General features: G+C 59.7%; 13 protein-coding genes and 1 pseudogene. 13 read left to right on the top strand and 1 reads right to left on the bottom strand.

Annotated features, from left to right (window positions below; genetic code table 11):
* The first annotated feature begins 56 nt into the window (after positions 1-56).
* The 11 genes from ACNFH5_RS22125 to ACNFH5_RS22075 all read left to right on the top strand — a co-directional run bounded on the left by ACNFH5_RS22125 (position 57) and on the right by ACNFH5_RS22075 (position 14,701).
* Positions 57-2,792, top strand: coding sequence for a hypothetical protein (locus ACNFH5_RS22125; RefSeq protein ID WP_416749682.1), 2,736 nt, complete (start codon positions 57-59; stop codon positions 2,790-2,792).
* Positions 2,793-3,344: 552 nt separating this feature from the next.
* On the top strand, positions 3,345-4,052 hold the full coding sequence (locus ACNFH5_RS22120; RefSeq protein WP_416749680.1) for a hypothetical protein: 708 nt from the start codon (positions 3,345-3,347) through the stop codon (positions 4,050-4,052).
* Between the two features lie 1,677 nt (positions 4,053-5,729).
* Entirely contained in the window at positions 5,730-6,350 is a 621-nt protein-coding gene (locus ACNFH5_RS22115; RefSeq protein ID WP_416749678.1) for a hypothetical protein, read from the top strand.
* On the top strand, positions 6,322-6,840 hold the full coding sequence (locus tag ACNFH5_RS22110; protein WP_416749676.1) for a hypothetical protein: 519 nt from the start codon (positions 6,322-6,324) through the stop codon (positions 6,838-6,840). Before ACNFH5_RS22115 ends, ACNFH5_RS22110 begins: the two co-directional genes overlap by 29 nt.
* 60 nt (positions 6,841-6,900) lie before the next feature.
* Entirely contained in the window at positions 6,901-7,158 is a 258-nt protein-coding gene (locus tag ACNFH5_RS22105) for a PAAR domain-containing protein (protein WP_416749674.1), read from the top strand.
* 2 nt (positions 7,159-7,160) lie between these two features.
* Positions 7,161-8,396 carry a hypothetical protein gene (locus tag ACNFH5_RS22100; RefSeq protein ID WP_416749672.1) on the top strand — a complete coding sequence of 412 codons (1,236 nt, stop codon included), beginning with the start codon at positions 7,161-7,163 and terminating at the stop codon, positions 8,394-8,396.
* Positions 8,397-8,406: 10 nt separating this feature from the next.
* Positions 8,407-11,712, top strand: coding sequence for an ImcF-related family protein (locus ACNFH5_RS22095; protein ID WP_416749670.1), 3,306 nt, complete (start codon positions 8,407-8,409; stop codon positions 11,710-11,712).
* A 247-nt stretch (positions 11,713-11,959) separates the two neighbouring features.
* The gene (locus ACNFH5_RS22090; protein WP_416749668.1) at positions 11,960-13,003 is read left to right on the top strand and encodes an AraC family transcriptional regulator ligand-binding domain-containing protein; all 1,044 of its coding nucleotides are present in this window, start codon (positions 11,960-11,962) and stop codon (positions 13,001-13,003) included.
* Between the two features lie 101 nt (positions 13,004-13,104).
* Positions 13,105-13,557 (top strand): universal stress protein, encoded by a 453-nt coding sequence (locus tag ACNFH5_RS22085; protein WP_416749666.1) that lies wholly within the window; start codon positions 13,105-13,107, stop codon positions 13,555-13,557.
* 157 nt (positions 13,558-13,714) lie between these two features.
* A complete protein-coding gene (locus ACNFH5_RS22080) occupies positions 13,715-13,966 on the top strand; it encodes a hypothetical protein (RefSeq protein ID WP_416749664.1) in 252 nt (83 codons plus the stop codon).
* A 132-nt stretch (positions 13,967-14,098) separates the two neighbouring features.
* A complete protein-coding gene (locus ACNFH5_RS22075; RefSeq protein ID WP_416749662.1) occupies positions 14,099-14,701 on the top strand; it encodes a hypothetical protein in 603 nt (200 codons plus the stop codon).
* A gap of 272 nt (positions 14,702-14,973) precedes the next feature.
* Here the strand turns inward: ACNFH5_RS22075 and ACNFH5_RS22070 are convergent, their stop codons facing one another.
* Positions 14,974-17,769, bottom strand: a complete 2,796-nt coding sequence (locus tag ACNFH5_RS22070; RefSeq protein WP_416749660.1) for an ATP-binding protein — start codon at positions 17,767-17,769, stop codon at positions 14,974-14,976.
* A 473-nt stretch (positions 17,770-18,242) separates the two neighbouring features.
* On the opposite strand from ACNFH5_RS22070, the gene ACNFH5_RS22065 reads away from it, so the two are divergent.
* Both ACNFH5_RS22065 and ACNFH5_RS22060 read left to right on the top strand, forming a co-directional pair.
* On the top strand, positions 18,243-18,653 hold the full coding sequence (locus tag ACNFH5_RS22065; protein ID WP_416749658.1) for a helix-turn-helix domain-containing protein: 411 nt from the start codon (positions 18,243-18,245) through the stop codon (positions 18,651-18,653).
* Positions 18,654-18,843: 190 nt separating this feature from the next.
* Positions 18,844-18,956: pseudogene (locus ACNFH5_RS22060) on the top strand (hydrolase); the annotation flags it as partial.

Raw genomic sequence — 18,956 nt, 5'->3', positions numbered from 1 at the left:
AGCGACAGGTTCAGACATCGCCCTGCGGTGAAGCCTGAACAGAGGAATGGATATCCATGCTCGATTACATCAGTGCCGTTTACGAAGGTCTGAAGGACGAATACCGCCGGTGGCGTGACGGTCCTCCACCAACACAGCCGCTGCTCGCCGCCGCCAACCCGCCAGCCCCTGCTGCGAACAATATGGCGCCACCATCGGCGCCGCACCCGTCGGCACGCAACGCTTTGCCGCCCTTGAAAAACTGGGCCCACCCCGTGGGCGACAAATCCAACCCGTTGGTGCAGTTGACCAATCTAGCCAAGGCTACCGCCGGCTATTACCCAGTCGGGCGCTATGGCATGTGGCACGGCGGAGTGCACTTCGACAGCGGCACGGCGGGGACGCTGGATCAGTCTCACGTGCGTTGTCTGGCCGACGGTGAGGTTGTCGCCTACCGAATTGCCTCCAAGACGCCGATCACCACCTATTACACCCTTGAGAAAAACCTGGTTCAGGCGCAGTTTTCCGTGGGCTTCGTCCTGATTCGCCATCACTTGCAGGCACCCAATCTTGAGAACAGTACGGACACGCCGCCCAGCCTGATCTTCTACAGCCTCTACATGCACCTGCAGGATTGGCAGATTTACAAAACCTTCCCGGAAATTGGGCGTCCTGCCTTCTGGAAGGCCAACAGCTACAGGATCAAGGTTGATGTCGCCGACCCCGGCCCCTTGGGCTTAACCGTACACGCGCAACCCAAGCCCGGTAACAACGTCATCAGGGAGTTGGAACGTGGCCAGCGCGTCACCATTCGCGGCACCAAGGGATACGTTGAGTTGCGCAGCGTGGACGGTGTCGCGCTGTCAACGCCCGGTTATGTGCGTTTCGATGCGCTGGAATCCACTAGCGGCGAATACCGCGTCCGGCAGGACGCACTGGGGCAAGTGAAAGGCCAGCATCTCAACGTACATGCCGAGGCAAAGGCAAAAAGCACTGTACTGGCCACACTCCCGCGCGGCACTGAGGTGGTGATCAGTGGCGAAGGCGAGTACCGCAAGCTGGAAAGCGTCCTGGCTGTGGAGTCTACCGGCCCTGCCTCGGACGACTTCAAGTCTCCCCAGGGCTACCTGCGCTTCAGCGCGCTGGAGCCGGTCATCGCACCACAGCAGTTAGATGTCATCGTCATCCCCGAGCAACCCATCCCGATCAAGGCAGGCGCCCTGATTGGCCATATCGGCCCTTATCAGACCGATGTCGGTCAACCCCAGTACAAGCTGCACCTGGAAACCTTCACGGCCGAAAACCTGCCCAAGTTCCTGGAGGCCAGCCGTGATTGGGTGAAGCGCTTGCCGGAGAAAGACAGGACCTGGCTCAAGCTGGCCAAGGGAACACCGGTCGTGACAGCACATCAAGGCAGCGGGCCACCTTCGGTCGTCGCCGCCGGTACACCCAGTGGTAATGACCTGCTGGTTCCCCGCAGCCTGCTCGACGGTCTGCGCGCAGAGGACAAGCGCGTGGTCGCAGGGGAGAAGTTCAACTGGTACCGCCTGACGGGGCTGCTGAACGACGATGCTGGTAAACCATTGGATGGTTGGGTCTGCGAAAAGGTCGGTGTTACGCCTTGGGTCAGCCCCTGGCATTGGGATGGCTATGCCATCATCCATGACTACGGACCGCTGCAGGATGGGCTGGCCTACAGCCTAAACCTCCGGGGCCTGCTAATGGATGCCGAAGTAGAGCGCCTCCGTCCTCGCATTGATCGGTGGGACCAGGGGCCAGTGCAAAGCCGCCTCTACGACATCATCGACAGCAACCGTGACGGCAAGCTGGACGCTAGTGAAATTCAGACTGCCCTGGGCATCCCGGCGAAGGCGCAATCCATTGCGCAGTTGGTGATCGAATACGAAAGCGAATGGCATTACCGCCAGGCGAAGTGGGATGACCTGGATGAGGTGCTGGGCCATACCTCCTCGACACCGCTATTGAACTGGATAGCCGAGAAAGAGCGGATACGAGAGTTGAAGTGGTGGAGTGATGTGGCGGGGAGGGTGGGACTGCCGGAGGGTGGGCGGGTTTATCACTTGCATCCTATTGGATTGGTGGGGGCTCTGTCAGTCGATAATAAATTGGCGATTACATTATCTCAATTGAAGATTATATTTCCTGCGGCAAAAGATGATGATATCGAATTGGCATTGGGTGAGATAAATCCAAGGCTGGAGTATTTTAAACTTGATACTAGGTTGAGGCAGCGTCATTTTTTTGCACAGATAAAGGGTGAGGTTAATGTGTATTTCAAAGGAGTTACGGAGGAGTGGGAGTATTCACCCGAAACCCTGAAGTCGTTTAGCTCGTACTATAAGTCTCATCCGGCGGAGGCTGTGTCTGATGGGTATTTAAAAGATGCTCGCGGGAGGATTGTTCGGTCGGCAAATCAACAGGAGATTGGAAGGAAGCACTTTCAGAAATTAAATGGGAATAGAGCTTCTCACCCTGATGATGGATATAATTTCAGGGGAAGAGGCTTGATTCAGATTACTGGCTATGAAAAATATAATGGTTTTATGGTTGACTATAATAAGCACTGGGTTGGGGTTGCGCCAGATACAGTGAATTATCCGGAGTTGATTAATTCTACATTGTCGGCTATTAGGAGTGCTTTGTGGTTCTGGTCGAAATATAAGGTCTATGAGGCGGAGCACGGACGAGGGTATGCAGACGTTGTGTCTGTTACAAAAGTGGTAAATGGAGGCAGTACTGGGCTAAAAGAAAGGCAGGAGGCTTATGTTCTGGCTGAGAGTGTGCTGAAATGAATATCTCTAGAGCGCTTTTGGCTTGCTGGGTAATTTTTCCATCGTGTATTGGTGCGGCGGCAGAGTTTGGCAAGGGCTTATGCCTTCAGAGTGAGACTGTGATTGCGTCGTGCAGGATTGGGGGGAAAGAAATATCATTTTGTTCAGCGCAAAGTGGGGGGTATGTTGCGTATAGATATGGTGTTAAATCCAATATTGAACTGCGTGTGAAGTTTGATAAGAAATATCCTCTCAGTCGTTGGGTGGATTTGGCGACATATACTACATATCTAGGGTTTCGGCGTGGTAGATACACTTATTCTTTCGGTATACCGCAAGAAACTTTGGGGGTTAGGGCATTTCTAGATATATCTAGAGATGATTTGTTGGTTGCTAGTTTGTCGTGCGCGGAAAACTCTTTTGGTGAGAAAGGCTTGGTTTCTGATGCAGTTGTGGAGGTGCGTGATGATTTAGTAAGATCTAATGGGTTTGTATTTCCTCCAAAAGCTGGGCTCTGATTGTGCAGTAATATAATATTGTGAGTTATATTGGTTTGTATCGGGGTATTTAAGTATGCCTGTGCCTCTCTTGGGTGAGCTTGATAAGTTGACTTGTATAGCTGTGCTATTAGTAAGCGCTTCGACCAAGGCCGCAGATTGTCGAGAAGGGAGTTCCAATTCTGTCGTAGATCAGAAAGTTGAGCTAAATGGAGGGCAGGTATGCTTGGTCGAATCTGGTCGAGGGGTGCAGGTTGTTGCGCTCCCCTCTGGTGGTGGAGCTATATTGAGGAATTCAGCGCTGGTAGATAAGAGTGATATTATGGATGGTTCAGTACATATGGAGTCAGTTGGAAGCATGGTTAAGATTTATTTTGAATATCCTAACAATGTATATTCGATTGATTTTGATGTGAAGGATTTTTCGGTCGAGGAATCCTTGGTTACTTTGGTTTTGCGTGATTCGGGCGATGTACCTCCTGATAAAATTGTCTTGAAGACAAAGCCTGAGATTGTTGAAAGGGCAAAGTTTGAGTTTGTTGATAAAGATGAATTATTTGGTAGTCATAATCTGGTTCTTGATGGGGAGGTTGAGGTTAGAGTTGCTGTAAGTAAGAGTAAGATATTTCGGTTGCCAAGCCTTAATGCCGATCGCGGGATTTACCTTGTTGAGGGCGATTTGATAAGAGTTTTATCATACCGTGACGGATGGTTGGAGTTTGTCTATAAAATGCGAAATGGGAGAAGTGTTAGAGGGTGGATTCCAATGTCTGACGTTATTTGAGGGTCAATTGCTTCGGTGTTAGGTGATTTGAATATGCCATTTATTTGGGTGTTGCTGGCTGTCGTGTATCTGTTTATTGCACCGAGAAGCTTTGAGAGTTCTGCGATAGAAAACTCCTCGCTGAAAAGGGTTTCTTTGGGGGTTTATAGTTAAATAGCTGAGGGCTATTCATTTTCAAAGTTTAAAGAAATAAATTGCAAGGTGGTTGGGCGCAGTATAGGCAAGGTTGGTTCTGGGGTGCTGGTTTTTGCTACCACTGAGAACGCCTGCGGATGGGGCGCAAACATAGGGCCAATTTGGCTGGTATTAACGGGGAGTGGAAAGAATACGTTAGTCCTTAGGGGTGGCGGTTATGGAATTTCTGTGGCGAAAGTTTGCAAGGCGGATCGAGTTATAATAAGTTCGAGTTTGGGAGGACGAGTGGTTTTAAAAAGATTCTTATATCGTGAGGGAGGATATGTGCCCGCCCCCTACGTTAAGGCTGGATGTGACCCCCAGTGAGCATGATGGAGAGTCAAATTTGTTTAAGTTGCCTGCTGGAGGATTGGGAGGTTGCATCTGCCTAATGTGATTGGTTTTATGCAAATAAGCCGAAGTCATTGATTAAGACTTTGGGGGCTCCGGTGAAAGGATTATTTCTTGTGGCTTTTCTACTATTGCCTGTCGCCTCTGTGGGTGGTGATCAATGTAATAATTTAAATCTTGGCTCCTTCAAAAAAGAGTCAAGGATATGTCCGGAAGGTATGGTGTATGTTGTAAGGAAAGGTGGTAGGACCCATTTTTATAGTGGTCCTGATGGTTCTTGTAGGAAGACTCAATTTATTATTCGCGGCGACAAGGTTCAGGCGTACACTCAATACAATGAGTTTGTTTCGGTTGTTTATTTTAAACGCGATGGAGGAGTTGAGGCTGGGTGGGTCTTGAAAGAGAGTTTGTTGAGGACCAGTGAGAGTTCTGTTCATCATGAATAATAATGGAGCGGATTTGTTTCCTCTTCTCCAAAGCTATGTGTGGAGTTAGGGTTAGAGCACCTAAAATAAATCTGCCCCTTTTTTCTCTCGGATATCACTTTTCTGGTGGTTGGGGTCTGTCTATAACGCGCGCAGTGGCAGAATCGTTAGAGGGTGGGCTCCAATGTCTAGCGATATTTTAGCGTCAATTGCATCAGTGCTAGGTGTTTTGAATATGTCATATTGGATTTTTTAAATAACCCTGATTTGATTTCGGATAAAATAGAATATGCAGTCGAGTCTGCTTTTGTTTTTTGGTTTACGGAAAAAATTCATCAGGCGTCCCATTATCGCAAATTGCGAAGCGTGGAACGGTTAGTGATGGGCCTCCTACAGTCTCAGGCTTATATGGCTCGTACTTCGCTGGGCGGGGTGGTAGTGAAACGTCAACTTCTAGAGTGCTAAATTACTTGATGGAGGGGACAACATTCAGCAATGCTCTGGTATGCGATCCGCCGAAGAGTTCTAATAGGGAAAGCTACTCGAAGTTGCTTGAGTTGTTACCTCGTGATGGCGATGTGATGAATTATAGTATTCTGCGCTCAGTGATGAGAGGGCATAAAAATAATGTGATTGTGTTTTTCGAAAATCGTGCTGTAAGTTCTTTTTTGAAAACAAGTCTGTCCATTTTAGGGTGCTGGCTGCTTGGACTGTCAGGTAGTTTAAAATGTCAATTATCCGAATTTTGTTTGCTGTCCTGTCATTATTTTTCTCTTCGATAGGTTTTGCGTTGGGTGCGCCGCCTTGCCTAAGTTTGTCTGAGTGTAATGATGAGGGTGGCAAGGCATATAGGAAGAAAGATTACCTCGCGGCCATCGCTCTGTACGAATGGCAGTTGCGTTACGCGGAAATGCAAAAAGGTGAGGCAAGTCAGGATGAAGAACTGGCACTGAATAATCTGCTTGTTACCAATCTGAAAAATGAAAATCTGGCTAAGGCGCGCGCCTGGATGTGGGTTGCATTAGATCGCGGATTTGGCGGCAAGGCTACGAGGTTCAATGTCGAGAGAACTATTCAAGCGTTTGATTATCGTGGCATGCCCGGCATGCAGGGGCACTACGAACGCTATGCCGGTATGGGAGAGTGGGAAACGTTAGATATTGAACCTAATGAGCAGGGCGTCGAGATGGCGATTTTTTCACTAATGCGTATAGGAAATCCAAACACTCTTGCTCAGTCTGGGCCTGCTGCAATCGGTGATCTTGGTGTTCGGCTTGCCGGGACGAAAGATTATCGCACTGCTATTTCCGAGGATCTGGATGTGGGGTGCAGTATTGCAAATACTTAAAGAGGGGTTTGATATTACCGTTGTTGAAGATTTCAAAAAGGGTTGTCAAAACTACGGAGGTATGGGGATTCATGCCGCAGGGACGTGGCGAAAAATTGGTCAGATTGTCATGAATAAAACTGCTGAATCTTGTGTGAGAGTTCGGGATGGGGCGGACGGATCAGGACCTACAGGCGGATCGGTTTGTATGAAGTTCAGCTACGAGCAGAGACGCGCCGCCCAAGTGCTAAGCCTAGGCCTAGGTGAATCCTATGCAGCTACAGTGGAAAAGTTATCCAAAAACGGCTGGAGATTCGACGAAAAATGGTTAAGCGAAAAGTCGGCTGAAGAAATCGGAATTCACAAGTTGCCGGTTTGCGGCCAAGGATGGGATGCAATCTGTCAGGTGGTCATGGATAAAGGAAGTTCGCGTCTTCAGTTGGTCTTTAGTGGTGCGAACGACGGATTGCCTTTGATTTATATTAATCAGTTGGCATCTGGTGAAATGTAAAAAGTACAGCGTTAGTTAGTAGTTCTTTCATATATGCAGCAAAGCAAAAGGACCATTGCAATGAAAGGCATCATCCGCATCGGCGACAAAACTACCAGTGGCGGCAGCGTGCTGACTGGCTCCCCCAATAGAAATTTTCACGGCATCGGCGTGGCCCGCGTGGGCGACCGGGTGAGTTGCCCGGCCCATGGGCCGACGGTGGTGAACGAGGGGCACCCGACGTTCAACGATAACGGTGTCCCCATTGCCTTCCATGGCCATCGCTGCGCCTGCGGATGTGCATTGATCACGTCACTGCCCGAAGCGACTGCGAGCTGATCATGGTGGTTCGTCTGGATAAGGTGCCGCCACCGGCCAAGCCGCCGGTGCCTCCCAGTGCGTGGGTCTGGCTGGGCCTGTTGCTGCTGGCCTTGCTGATTGGCATGGGCCTGACCCTGGCGCTGGGCGAGCAGTCGCTAGGGGAGCAGCCCTTGCTGTTCTGGGGCCGCGCGCTGGGGATTCCCCTGGTGGTCTGGAGCCTGCTGCTGTTCGCGCGGTTCCTGCTGCATATCAGCCTGCTCAGTAGCGCCGAAGGCTGGGATGAGGCGCGCGAGGCGGATTGGTTGGCCAAGCTGCGCAAGGGGCGCCGTTCGCAGCAGGTGCTGGCGGTGAGTCTCTACACCGCGTTGCGTGACGAGGGCGATGGACAGGGTGATGCGCAGTTCGAGGCGCTGACCTGCGGCAAGAGTGAGCTGAAAACCCAGCCAGTGCGCGGAAAGGGGGAGCTCACGGCTCGACACACCGCGATGTTGCCGGTGATGGACGATGTGGGGGAGACGCTGGATGACGCGACGATGCTATTGCGCCTGTACCGCCAGGTGTTGGGCGAGATGGCCGTGGCACTTCTTGCTTTCCCGGCCGAGCAGCCGCTGATGCTGGTGCAGGAAACCGACAGCAGCGTTCCCCCGGCGGAGCAGCAGGATGCCTGGCAGCGCGCCTGGGCGGAGTCCGGTATCCGTCAGTCGGTGACGCGCCTGGAGCGCCGGGGCCTGGACGCCATTGACCATTGGTTGGACAAGCGCATCGCCGATCCGGCGTTGCTGCTGGTGGTGGCGCTGTGTGTTGCGTCGGAGCCGCTGGAGGACTCGGCGGAGGTTGCGGTGGCGCTGTTGCTGGGCAACCGCCTGACGCAGACGACGTCACGCGCGGTGGCTTATCTGCACCGCCCGGAGCAGGAGCACGGCACTACTGGCGAAACCCTGCGCTATGCCGTGCATCAGGCGCTGGACTGGGTGCCGCTGAAGGCCGAGGCGCTGAAGCGGGCTTGGCTAGTGGGAATCCCCGCCAAACGCCAGGGTGACATCAACACGGCGGTGCAGGAGCTGCTTAAGCCGGAACCAGTCGTGCGCGACCTGGGCGCCTGCCTGGGCCACCCCGGCTGCGCGGCGCCATGGCTAGCCATTGCCGCCGCGGTAGAGGCGGTGCGTCGTGAGGGCCAGCCGCAAATCATCTTCAGTGGCAACACTGTTGCCGACTCCGCGTTGTGGAGTTCGGTGGCCACGCCGTCGTCGCCATAGGGAAATACCCATGCGTTCTGCTCGTTTGCTGGTTCTGCTCGCTTCGCTGGTTGTGCTGATCGCCGGAATCGTTGCGGTGTTGCTGTGGCGGCATCCGGAGTTGCTGGGGATGCGCTCTGGCAGCGAGGAGCAGTCCTCGGGGCTGTTCTGGACGGCGATGCTGGGCTCGGCGCTTGTGCTGGTCCTGGGGCTCTGCCGATTCCTGGGCAGGAGGTCCGGACAGTTCGATTACCGGGCGAGCAGTGCCGATGATGTGGAGCCGGTTGCACAGGTGGAGGTCGATCCGGCCCAGGCCGTTGCCCAGGGTGATTTGCGTGCCATCCGCGACCACATGTCCAGTGCCTACGGCTTTGCCTGGCGCAACAAGGTTCGCCTGCTGTTGGTGGTGGGCGAGCAGACGGAGGTCGATGCCATCGCGCCCGGGCTGTGTGCCGCCCGCTGGCAGGAAGGCGAGGGCGTCGTGCTGCTGCACGGCGGTAGCCTGTGCGGTTCCTGGAGGGCTGGCGTCGTCGGGTTGCTGGCGCAATTGCGCCCAAGGTTGCCGCTGGATGGCGTGGTCTGGGCCTTGAGCGAAAGGCAAAGTCCCGATGCTCAGGCATTGAGCGTGGGCGTGCGGCAATTGCGTGGCCTGGCGCGGAGCCTGCGCTGGCAGGCGCCCTTGTACCTCTGGCAGGTGCATGGCAGCGAGTGGGTCCAGTACGACCGCACGCTGCCAGCGGTGGGCTGTCTGCTGCCGCCCAAGCTCTCGGTGGGGTGGATCGAGGAGTCCCTGTGCAAGCTGCTGCCGCCGCTGCGCAAGCAGGGGCTGGCTCGGATGAAATCGTCCACCAGCCATGACTTCCAGCTGCGCCTATCGCGCGACCTGGGCAAGGAGGGCATTGCTCGCTGGAGCCAGACTCTGGATCGGCTCAAGCCAGATTTCGCCCGAGGCGTGCCGCTGCGCGGATTGCTGTTCGGCTTGCCGCAGCAGCCTGTCGGCGAGGGGCACGTCGGTAACACCTGGTGGCCGGTGCCTGCCTGGGACGCCATTCGTGAGGATCGTCGTGCCCGTGGGCAGCGTTTCGGCTGGACCTGGCAACGCGGTGTGCAGCATGTAGCTCTCGGGCTCGCCGGCCTCTGCGTGCTGGCCTTGCTGCTGTCCTACGCCAGCAACCGTAGCCAGGTCGTTTCAGTGGACGCGATGTTGGCGACGGTGAGCACCGCCGATGACCTCGATGCGCGACTGACGGCTCTCCACAAATTGACCCGCACCATGACCACGCTGGAGCACCGGCAGGAGAGCGGTGTGCCCTGGTACCAGCGCTTCGGCCTGAGCCAGAACGATGCGTTGCTGGCCGCGCTTTGGCCTCGCTTCACCCAGGCCAGCCTGCCGCTGCTGCGCGATGAGGCGGCGCGCAGCCTGGAGCAGCGCCTGGTGGCGCTGGCGCACTTGCCGCCAGGGAGCCCGGAGCTGGGCAGCGGCGCCGCCAGTGCCCGCGATCAACTCAAGGCCTACCTCATGCTGGCGCAGCCAGAGAAGGCCGACGCTGGCTTCCTCGCTGCGGAGCTGGGAAAGGCGACCGCCGCCCGCGTCGATGTAACGCCTGCTCGCTGGCAAGAGCTGGCACCCGAACTCTGGGCGTTCTATGCGCGGCATCTTTCGGCGCATCCGGATTGGCGAATCACACCCGCTACCCAGGTTGTTGCCAGGGCACGCCAGCTACTGTTGGCCCAACTTGATCAGCCGGCGGCGGAGCAGGCTCTCTACCAGCGCCTGCTGGAGGAGGCGGGCAGAGCGTACGTTGACCTCCGGCTGGCTGCGCTGGTCGGAGATGCGGACGCTTCAAGCCTGTTCGATACCCCTGCCAGCGTGCCCGGAGCGTTCACCCGGCAAGCCTGGGACGGCTATCTGCGCGAGGCGATCGACAAGGTCGTCGAGGCGCGCCGTGAAGAGCTCGACTGGGTGCTCAGCGATCCGCAACACCCGCTGGCCCCTGAAGTGCAACCGGCAGCGCTGCAAGCCCGCCTGACTTCGCGTTACTTCCTTGACTTCAGCCAGGCCTGGCTGAGCTTTCTCAACAGTATTCGCTGGCGCAAGGCAGATGGCCTGTCGCAGGCCATCGATCAGTTGGGGTTGCTCGCTGATACGCGCCGTTCGCCGTTGCTGGCGCTGATGAAATCGCTGTCTTTTCAGGGCACTACCGGGTCACGTGAGAGGCAGACCTCGGACAAGGTTACCGGGGCTGCCGACGCGGCGCAGACATTAACGGATTGGGCGCCCATGGAGCAGACCTTTGGCCCGCTACTGGCTTTGCAGGGAAAGCTTGCCCCTGCGACCGGACAGCAAGCCAGCCTTCAGGCCTATTTGGTTGGGGTGAGCCAGGTACGCAGCCGTCTGCAGCAGGTCGATAATGCCGCTGATCCAGCGGCGATGGCCCAAGCCATGGCGCAGGCTACCTTCCAGGGCCGGACCATCGACAAGCAGGGTTATGGCCAGGTAGTCGCACAGAGCCTTGGAAAGCCACTGACGGCCTTTGCACAGAACCTCTTCGAGCTGCCCTTGGACCAGGCCTGGCTGGGGGTGATACAGACATCGGCCGAGAACCTGAATCGCCAGTGGCAACGGGAAGTGGTTGCAGACTGGCAGCGTGCTTTTGCCGACCGCTATCCCTTTGTCGCCGGAGGGGCGGATGCTCCGTTACCTTTGCTGGGGCAGATGATCAAACCCGGCGGGCGTATCGAACAGTTCATCGAGCGCCAGTTGGGTGGGGTGCTGCGCAAGCAGGGCAAACATTGGGTGCCTGTGACGGGTAACAGCCAGGGGGTACGGATTAGCCCGGCTTTCCTGAAGGCGATCAATCAGCTGGGGGAGTTGGCCGACGTTCTGTACTCCGATGGTGCCATGCGCATGACGATCGCCCTTAAGGCAAAGCCGGTACGCGATCTGGTGGAGACGCAACTGATCATCGACGGTGAGCGGCTGGAGTACTTCAACCAGATGGAAAGCTGGAAGTCTTTCGCCTGGCCCAGCTGGAACGATCATCCGGGTGTCATGCTGACGTGGAGCAGCGTGAGGGCGGGGGATCGACTGTATGGCGACTATCCCGGCCCCTGGGCGTTGTTGCGCTTGCTGGAGCAAGCCAGGGTTACACCGTTGGCGGGTAATGCTTCGACCTATGGGATCGTGCTGGTGGCGCCAGATGGGCTGCCGCTGACCTGGGAGATGCGCACCCGGGGCGGCGGGCCTTTGGCAATACTGAAGCTGCGGGACTTCAAATTGCCGCAGGATATCCTGCTAGGCGCACCGGCGTCGGAGCGGAGCTATGCCGCGCAGTAGATCGGCGCATCGCTATTTCGCCCTCTCTGGAGCCGGCTTGCTAGCCGGCCCGAAGGGTGAACCTGGGCCTGGACGTCCGTGATCTGTCGTGGAGGTGGCGCAATCGTATCGGCAATCTGGAGAGAGGGTGGTCTGTAATATTCTGTTACGCCTGCTCTTGGCGGGCCTGCGAACGCGTTATGATGCGGCCATCGTGCGCCAGCCACATAACAAGAATCGCTGGCGCCCCCGATCGAGAGCAGCCTACATGCCCAGCACAAGCATCGACGCGCAGTTCGACCTGGCCCTGGTTTCGCCCTTTCTGCTGCAGACCCTGGCCGAAGTCGCCAGTGACCAGGGCGTGAGTAGCGAGCGCCTGTGTCGCGGGCTCGGCTTTACCGCCGAGGAGCTGCAGGACCCGGCTCAGCGCGTGACGTACCGGCAGACGGTGACCATGATCCAGCGTGCCCTCGCGGCGCTGCCCGACCGTGGCCTGGGGCTTTGGGTCGGTCACCACAACGTGCTGGGTACCCTCGGCCTGCTTGGCCACGTGCTGTCCCTGTGCAAGACCCTGCGTGACGCCTTTGAGGTCGGTCGGCGCTTCCAGCACACCACCGGTGGCATAGCGCTGTGCAACCTGATCGAGGGGCCCGAGGAAAGCTTCATCGAAGTCGAATGCCGGCTACCCTACGCCGACATCCAGGTATTTGCCGTGGAAGAGTTCTTCGCCAGCCTGCTGGTCTACAACCGCACGCTGATCGGTCCCCAGTTCCAGCCCCTGCGCTTCGAGTTCACCCATGCCGTGCCGGGCTACGAGGCTGAGTATCGCCGGCTGCTCGGGCCGAACCTGCAGTTTGGCTGCCTGCACAATCGCGTGGTCATCGCCAGCCACTGGCTGGACGTGCAACTGCCCAGCCACCATCCCGTTGCCCTGCGCCAGGCGCTCAACCTGCTGGAGACCGAGTCTGCCCAGGTGCAGCAGAAGACCGGATTGCTGGAAACGGTGGAGCGCGCCATCGCCCGTGACCTGGCCAACGGCAGCCCGATCGACAAGGTTGCCAGCCAGCTGAACATGAGCAGTCGCACCCTGCGTCGGCGACTGAGCGAGCATGGCATGACCTTCGACGCATTGCAGGAACAGGTGCGCCACGCGCGAGCCATGAGCCTGCTGGGCAATCCCGACATGGCCATCGAACGCATCGCCGAAGCCCTCGGCTACAGCGACGTGCGTGGCTTCCGTCGGGCCTTCAAGCGCTGGACGGGGCAAAGTCCGTCGGCCTGTCGCGACGAGGTGGCGGCTTCGGCGCACTGAGCCTGGAGCCTGCCGGCCAGCGCGATTCCATTGACACGGCACAAGGGCGTTTCCAGGCTGGGCAGCTAAGGTCTTACTGCCCAACCAACGAGGAGCACATCATGTACGAGCACGTACTGGCCGCCGTGGACGGCAGCGCCGTTTCCTTCAAAGCCCTGGCCGAAGGCGCACGGCTGGTCCGCATGAGCGGTGGTGAACTGCATGTCATCACCATCGTCGATCGCCCTCTGGGGCACCTGCCTTATTACGCCAAGTACTATGACGCCGAAGCCTTGCAGGCTGCTGCGCTCAAGGCCGCCGACGACATCCTGGGCAAGGCGCGGGAGGTGGTCGCGGAGTACGGCGTGCCCGCCACTTACCAGCGGGTCAGCATGGAGACGACCGGTGAAGAGGTGGCCGACCGCATCGAGATCGAGGCCGACGCCGTCAAGGCCGATGCCATCGTCATGGGCACCCACAGTCGCCGTGGCGTGCATCGCCTGATGTTGGGCAGCGTCGCCGAAGGTGTTCTGCAGTCAAGCAAGCGCCCGGTGCTGCTGGTGCGCGATCACTGAGTCGGCTCAGTCGGCTGCAGGGCTCCGCCCGCCTGTCGTCGCAGCCGCCATTGCCTTTCGTCGATCAGCGCCGGCAACCCTGCGCCGGCGCCTGCAGGCCCGAGGGAAATCGGCTGTACTGGATAGTCCTGATCCTTGCGCTGCAGGAGGTGATGCCATGACTCGTTCCCTGTTCACTGCGATGGTGGCAGCGGCTTTCCTCGTTGCCTCGGCGGGTTCCGCCTGGGCCACCGAGCAGGGCAACCAGCGTCGCCAGGCGCGGGATGTACGCCAGGAAACCCGCCAGGACGCGCGCCAGACCAAGCAGGATTGCCGCGCCGCCGATCAGCAGTACAACGCCCAGTGCCGCCAGGATAAACGCCAGACCAAGCAGCAAGGGCGGGAGCGGGCGCGCGACATCAAATACTGAGCTGCGGACGGCACGGTGTGATGTCGGGCAACTGCTACGCTCGGTAAATCCGCGCTGCCATGCAGGAGCGGCGTGCGCGTAGGTCTTGCGCGTGCCCGCAGGCGCAAACACCCTGACGCAAGGAGTCGCCCGATGAGTGTGTCCCGTTGGATCTGCCTGTCCCTGGCCGCCGGTGTGCTGGTCGGTTGCCAGAGCCCGAAGAACGATGAGCTCAGCTACCAGTTCGATAGCACCGAGTCGGTCGCCAAGGGCGTGCCGGGCGGCGCGATGACCGAGACGGAGGAGATGCAGGCCAGCGTCAGCGCCATCGATCGGAGCAAGCGTACCTTCACCCTCAAGGACGACCACGGCAACAGCCGCACCCTCCAGGCTCCGCCGGAGATGCGCAACTTCGACCAGCTCAAGGTCGGCGACAAGGTCCGCGCCATTGTCGCGCTGGAGCGCCTGGTTTACCTGCGCGAGCCGGGCCAGGAGACCGGCAGCGGCACCGCCGGCCTGCTGGCGACTGCCCAGCCTGGCAACAAGCCGGGCATGCTGGCGGCCGATACGGTGGAGATCACCGCCACGGTCAAATCCCTGGACACCGCCAAGCGCACCGCCACCCTGCAATTCGCCGATGGCAGCCAGCACACGGTCAGGGTCCGCCCGGATGTGGTGATGAAGCCTGAATACGTGGGGCGCCAACTGGTGATGCGGGTGACCTCTGCGGTCGCCGTCAACGTCCAGCCGCAGTAGGGCGTCCGCCTGCGCCTCTCAGGGTCAGCGCTCCCGCCGGGGAACAGAGGAGCAATTGTCTTCATCTGAAGGTTCGTGCCGGGGCGCCCCTCTCCCTGAAAGGAGAGGGGACCGGTTCGCTGCCGGTTGAAACCACAGTGTCAGCCGGTACGGATAGCTCCCTCGCCCTTCAGGGAGAGGGCGGGGCTTGCGTAGAGTTTCCAGGTGGAAGCGGACAAGGTCCGCACGTGCAGGCCGGCTCTGTCATTCGGTTTTGATCGCCGATACCACGATCAGTGGCCGCAGTCCTCCAGGCACCGGCGTGCCCGTAGCTGGTCAGGCAAATCGAATCCCTCGGTGAAGCGTCGATACACCGGTGCCAGCAACTGCCGCGCAGGGGCCTGCTTGCCCTGCGCGCTCCACAGTTCCGCCAGGCAGGTAGCCGAGCGCAGTTCCCAGGCCAGCGCGCCTTGCTCCTGCGCCAGGAGCAGGGCGCGGGTCAGCAGGGTTTCCGCGCCAAGGAGGGATTCGCGGTCGCCGCGCTGCTGTAGAGCCAGGGCCTCATTGCGCAGGATTTCCGGTGCGCACCAGCCTGCTGCGCCGGTTCGTGCGCGCATCAGCTGGGCCTGGTCGGAGGGCAGGGCGCGGCCGCCGAGGGTCTGCACGATGTCGCGCACCAGCCCCACGGCGGGAGCCGTGGCGCTGGCCGACTCAGTAAACCGCATGGCCCAGGCGTAGTGCCGCGCCCAGTCGGTGAACAGCGGCACACGGTGGCGCTCGGCGACTTCGATCATCTGCCGCAGGCGTTGGTGGGCCTTGTCCAACTCGCCGTTGTAGAAGGCGATGACGCAACCGGCCACTGCCAGGCTGTAGGCGATGGAGGCGCTGTGGTCCATCTCGCAGGCCAGTTCGATGGCCTGCGTGGCCATGCGCTCGGCCTGTTCCGGCAGGCCGCGCAGCCACAGCGTGCGCGCCTGGGTGGCGAGGGAGGCGACCTGCTGGTCGTACTGCACGCCCAGGCAGGGGGCGAAGCGATTGGCCTGGCGTTGCCACTGCAGGCGCTGCAGCACTTCTTCGCCGACGGCCTGGGCGCGCGTCTGGTCGCCCGAGTAATGCAACGCCAGCACCTTCAGGCGCAGGGCGCTGGTGGCGAGCATCTCGCCGTGGCCGTCGCTCAGCCGGTCGAAGTGCCGGCTCTGCTCGGCTGCCTGCTGGTACTGGCCGGCCCACAGCAGCACCGCCAGGCCGCCGGACAGCGCGGTGAGTTCGCCGTTGCGGTCACCGATCTGCTGGGCGAGGAAGCGCGCACTCTGGAAGGCTTGGTCCGCCTGGCTGTTGCGCACATCGTGGTAGGTGGTATTGCCCAACGCCAATTCCAGGCGCATGGCCAGCTCCAGCGACGACGCGGATTCGGCACTGAGCAAACCCAGCGCAGCGCTGACGTAGGGACCATATTCATGCAGCAGCGAGAGTTCCTGCCATAGCGGCGAAGAGCAGGCCGCAAGGCGGATTGCCTGGGTGTGCCGCACCTCGGCGTGCAGGCCCCAGTCGAGGGCTGCGCGTACTTCCGCGAGCCACGGCGCATGGCGCTGCAACCAGCCTTGGGAGGCAGACCTCTCCCACTCGCTTTCCGCGGCCTGCATCGCGCTCTGGCAGAGCGCCAGGTGCCGCTCGCGCGCCGCGTGCCATTCACCGGCGGCCTGGAGTTTTTCCAGCGCATGGAGACGGGTTGGTTCGAGCAGCCGGTAAGTGACTTCGTCGCTGCGAATCTCTGTGGTCAGCAGCGACTTGGCGGTCAGTTGGTTCACCAGCAGGAAGGCCGCGCCCAGGTCTGCAGGCTGGTCGAGGACGGCGGCGATGGAACCCAGCGTGAAGCTGCCGCGGAACACACTCAGGCGACGCAGGCAGGACTGTTCCGCCGGGCGCAGCAGCGCGTAGCTCCAGTCAAGCATGGCGCGCAGGTGTTCGTGGCGGTTGGGCGACTCATCCGACTGCAGCGGCAAGTCCAGGTAGCCGCCCTGCAGCAGCGCATCGATGCCGCCGTCGGCCTGGCCCAGGTGCCCGGCGGCCAGCTCCAGGGCCAGCGGAATGCCCTCCAGGCGCCGGCAGATTTCGCCGACCCGCGCCAGGTGCTCGGGGCGGAATTCGAAGTCCTCGTGGGTTTCCTTCGCGCGTTCGATGAGCAGCGCGACGGCGGAGTAGGCGAGGGCATCCTCGACACTGCCGACCTGCTCTGGCGGGCAGCTCAGTGGTCGCAGCGGCAGGATGTGCTCGCCGGTGGCACGCAGGCTTTCGCGGCTGGTGGCGAGAATGTGGATCTGCGGCGCGTGGCGCAACAGGCATTCCACCAGATGTGCGGCGGCTTCGATCAGGTGCTCGCAGTTGTCGATGAGCAGCAGCATCTGGCGGTCGGCGACCTGGGTGCAGATGTGCTCCAGCGCTTCCCCCGCCAGCCCCGGAATACCCAGCGCGCCGGCGAGCGTGCTGTTCAGCGGTCGCGCGTCCTGCAGTTGGGTGAGGTCGAGCATGCGGATGCCATGGGGATACCGGCCGATGCAACGCTCGGCGGCTTGCAGGGCGAGGCTGGTCTTGCCGATGCCGCCGCTGCCCACCAGGCTGATGCAGCGACGTCGCGGCAATTCGACAAGCAGGCGCTCCAGTTCCGCCTCCCGGCCCAGCAGGCGATTGCGCCGGGGCGGCAGGTTGTGGTCCGCCGTCTGGCCGCCACTGGTGGCCGGTGTGGCCTGTGCCGAAGTCGCCAGCGGCTCGACGAAGCTGTAACCGCGCAACGCGATGGTGACGATGAAGCGCCGGCCGTTCTGGCCGTCGCCCAGAGCCTTGCGCAGGGCGTTCATGTGGACCCGCAGGTTACCTTCGTCGATATCCTGCCCAGGCCACGCACGAGCCAGCAGCTCGCGCTTGCTGACCACATCGCCGGCGCGCTCCAGCAGCGCCAGCAGGATGTCCAGCGCGCGTTGGCCCAGGCGCAGCGGGCGGCCGGCCTCGAGGATCACGCGGGACGCCGGGAAAATCTGATAGGGGCCGAAATGAAGCACGGTTTCGACCGCGGCCGCGGGCTCGGGAATCATCGTCTGGTAGTCGTTTCGCACGCTGGGGGCAGGTTTCGCGCCGGCCCAGGCGTCAGCCCGGGTGGCGCATGTCCATCGACTCTGCGGTCGATTGGCCATTCACTGGTCATCGGACATCAGGGTAAACGACGCTTGCACGTTCAGCCATCCCGCGCCGGGCGGGCATCAGCGGGCGGCGCGCTTAATAACGATTAACGCCGGGTTCGCTCACGGGGCGCCGATCGAGATGGCAGCGGTGTGCCGCGTCCTGCGCTGTTTCCCGTGCAGCCTGCGCCGCGCAAGGCTTTGCGCAGGGTTGCCAGCCGCCTGCACCGCGTTGGCAGGCTGTCACGCGCGGCCTGGAAATTCCGATCGTGTTTCGTTGCATCGCTGCTTTCCCGCTCTCACCGGTTAATGCGGTTTAACCAGCTTTAACTCGCCGCCACCCCTGCGCCCACAAAAAATGGTCGGCAGATCGCAGGGGAGGGACCAGCATGCTTCAGAGACTCATCAGCCAGATTCCGGTGAACGCCGCCAAGCGCGACCTGGCCCCCTGGCAAAAGGAGCGCGCCCAGGCGTTGCTGCTCAAACACCTGGATACCGGCATCACGGTGAGCGACCTCGCCGCAGCCTGCGCGTTGTCGCGCAGCGATTTCACCCGCAAGTTCAAAGTCACCACCGGGCATTCCCCCCAGGCCTGGATGCGGCTCCAGCGGGTGGAAAAGGCCAAGCAGCTGATGCGTGAGTCGGCCTACGCGCTGGCTGAAATCGGCTTGCAGTGCGGCTTCTGCGACCAGGCGCATTTCTGCCGGATCTTTTACCGCATCGAGGGCGTCACGCCCCTGAGCTGGCAGCGCCGCTTCTTCGACGGGGAGCGCGAATCCACTTGGCGGCACGCCGGCTAGCGCCATCGACTGGTGACACCCTTATGGTTTTTCGTTCCAAAAATGGAACGCTAGAAGCGATTTTTGCCATCTGGCGCAGCAAGGGTGTCGAAATTAATCTCTCTTCCCATGCAGTGACGCACTGCAAACGAGTCCAAACCCTTCCGGCCCAGCCGGCACCCACTGAAAGCAAATCGAGGATTTCACCATGATCAACGCCACCTACAACCGCCTGGACAAAGACAACGCCGCCGTACTGCTGGTCGACCACCAGGCCGGTCTGCTCTCGCTGGTCCGCGACATCGATCCGGACAAGTTCAAGAA

It is taken from the genome of Pseudomonas sp. NY15435 (assembly GCF_048068295.1).
Classification (GTDB): Bacteria; Pseudomonadota; Gammaproteobacteria; order Pseudomonadales; family Pseudomonadaceae; genus Pseudomonas.
The sequence above is the reverse complement of the archived record's forward strand: the minus strand, read 5'-3'. Positions and strand labels throughout refer to the sequence as shown.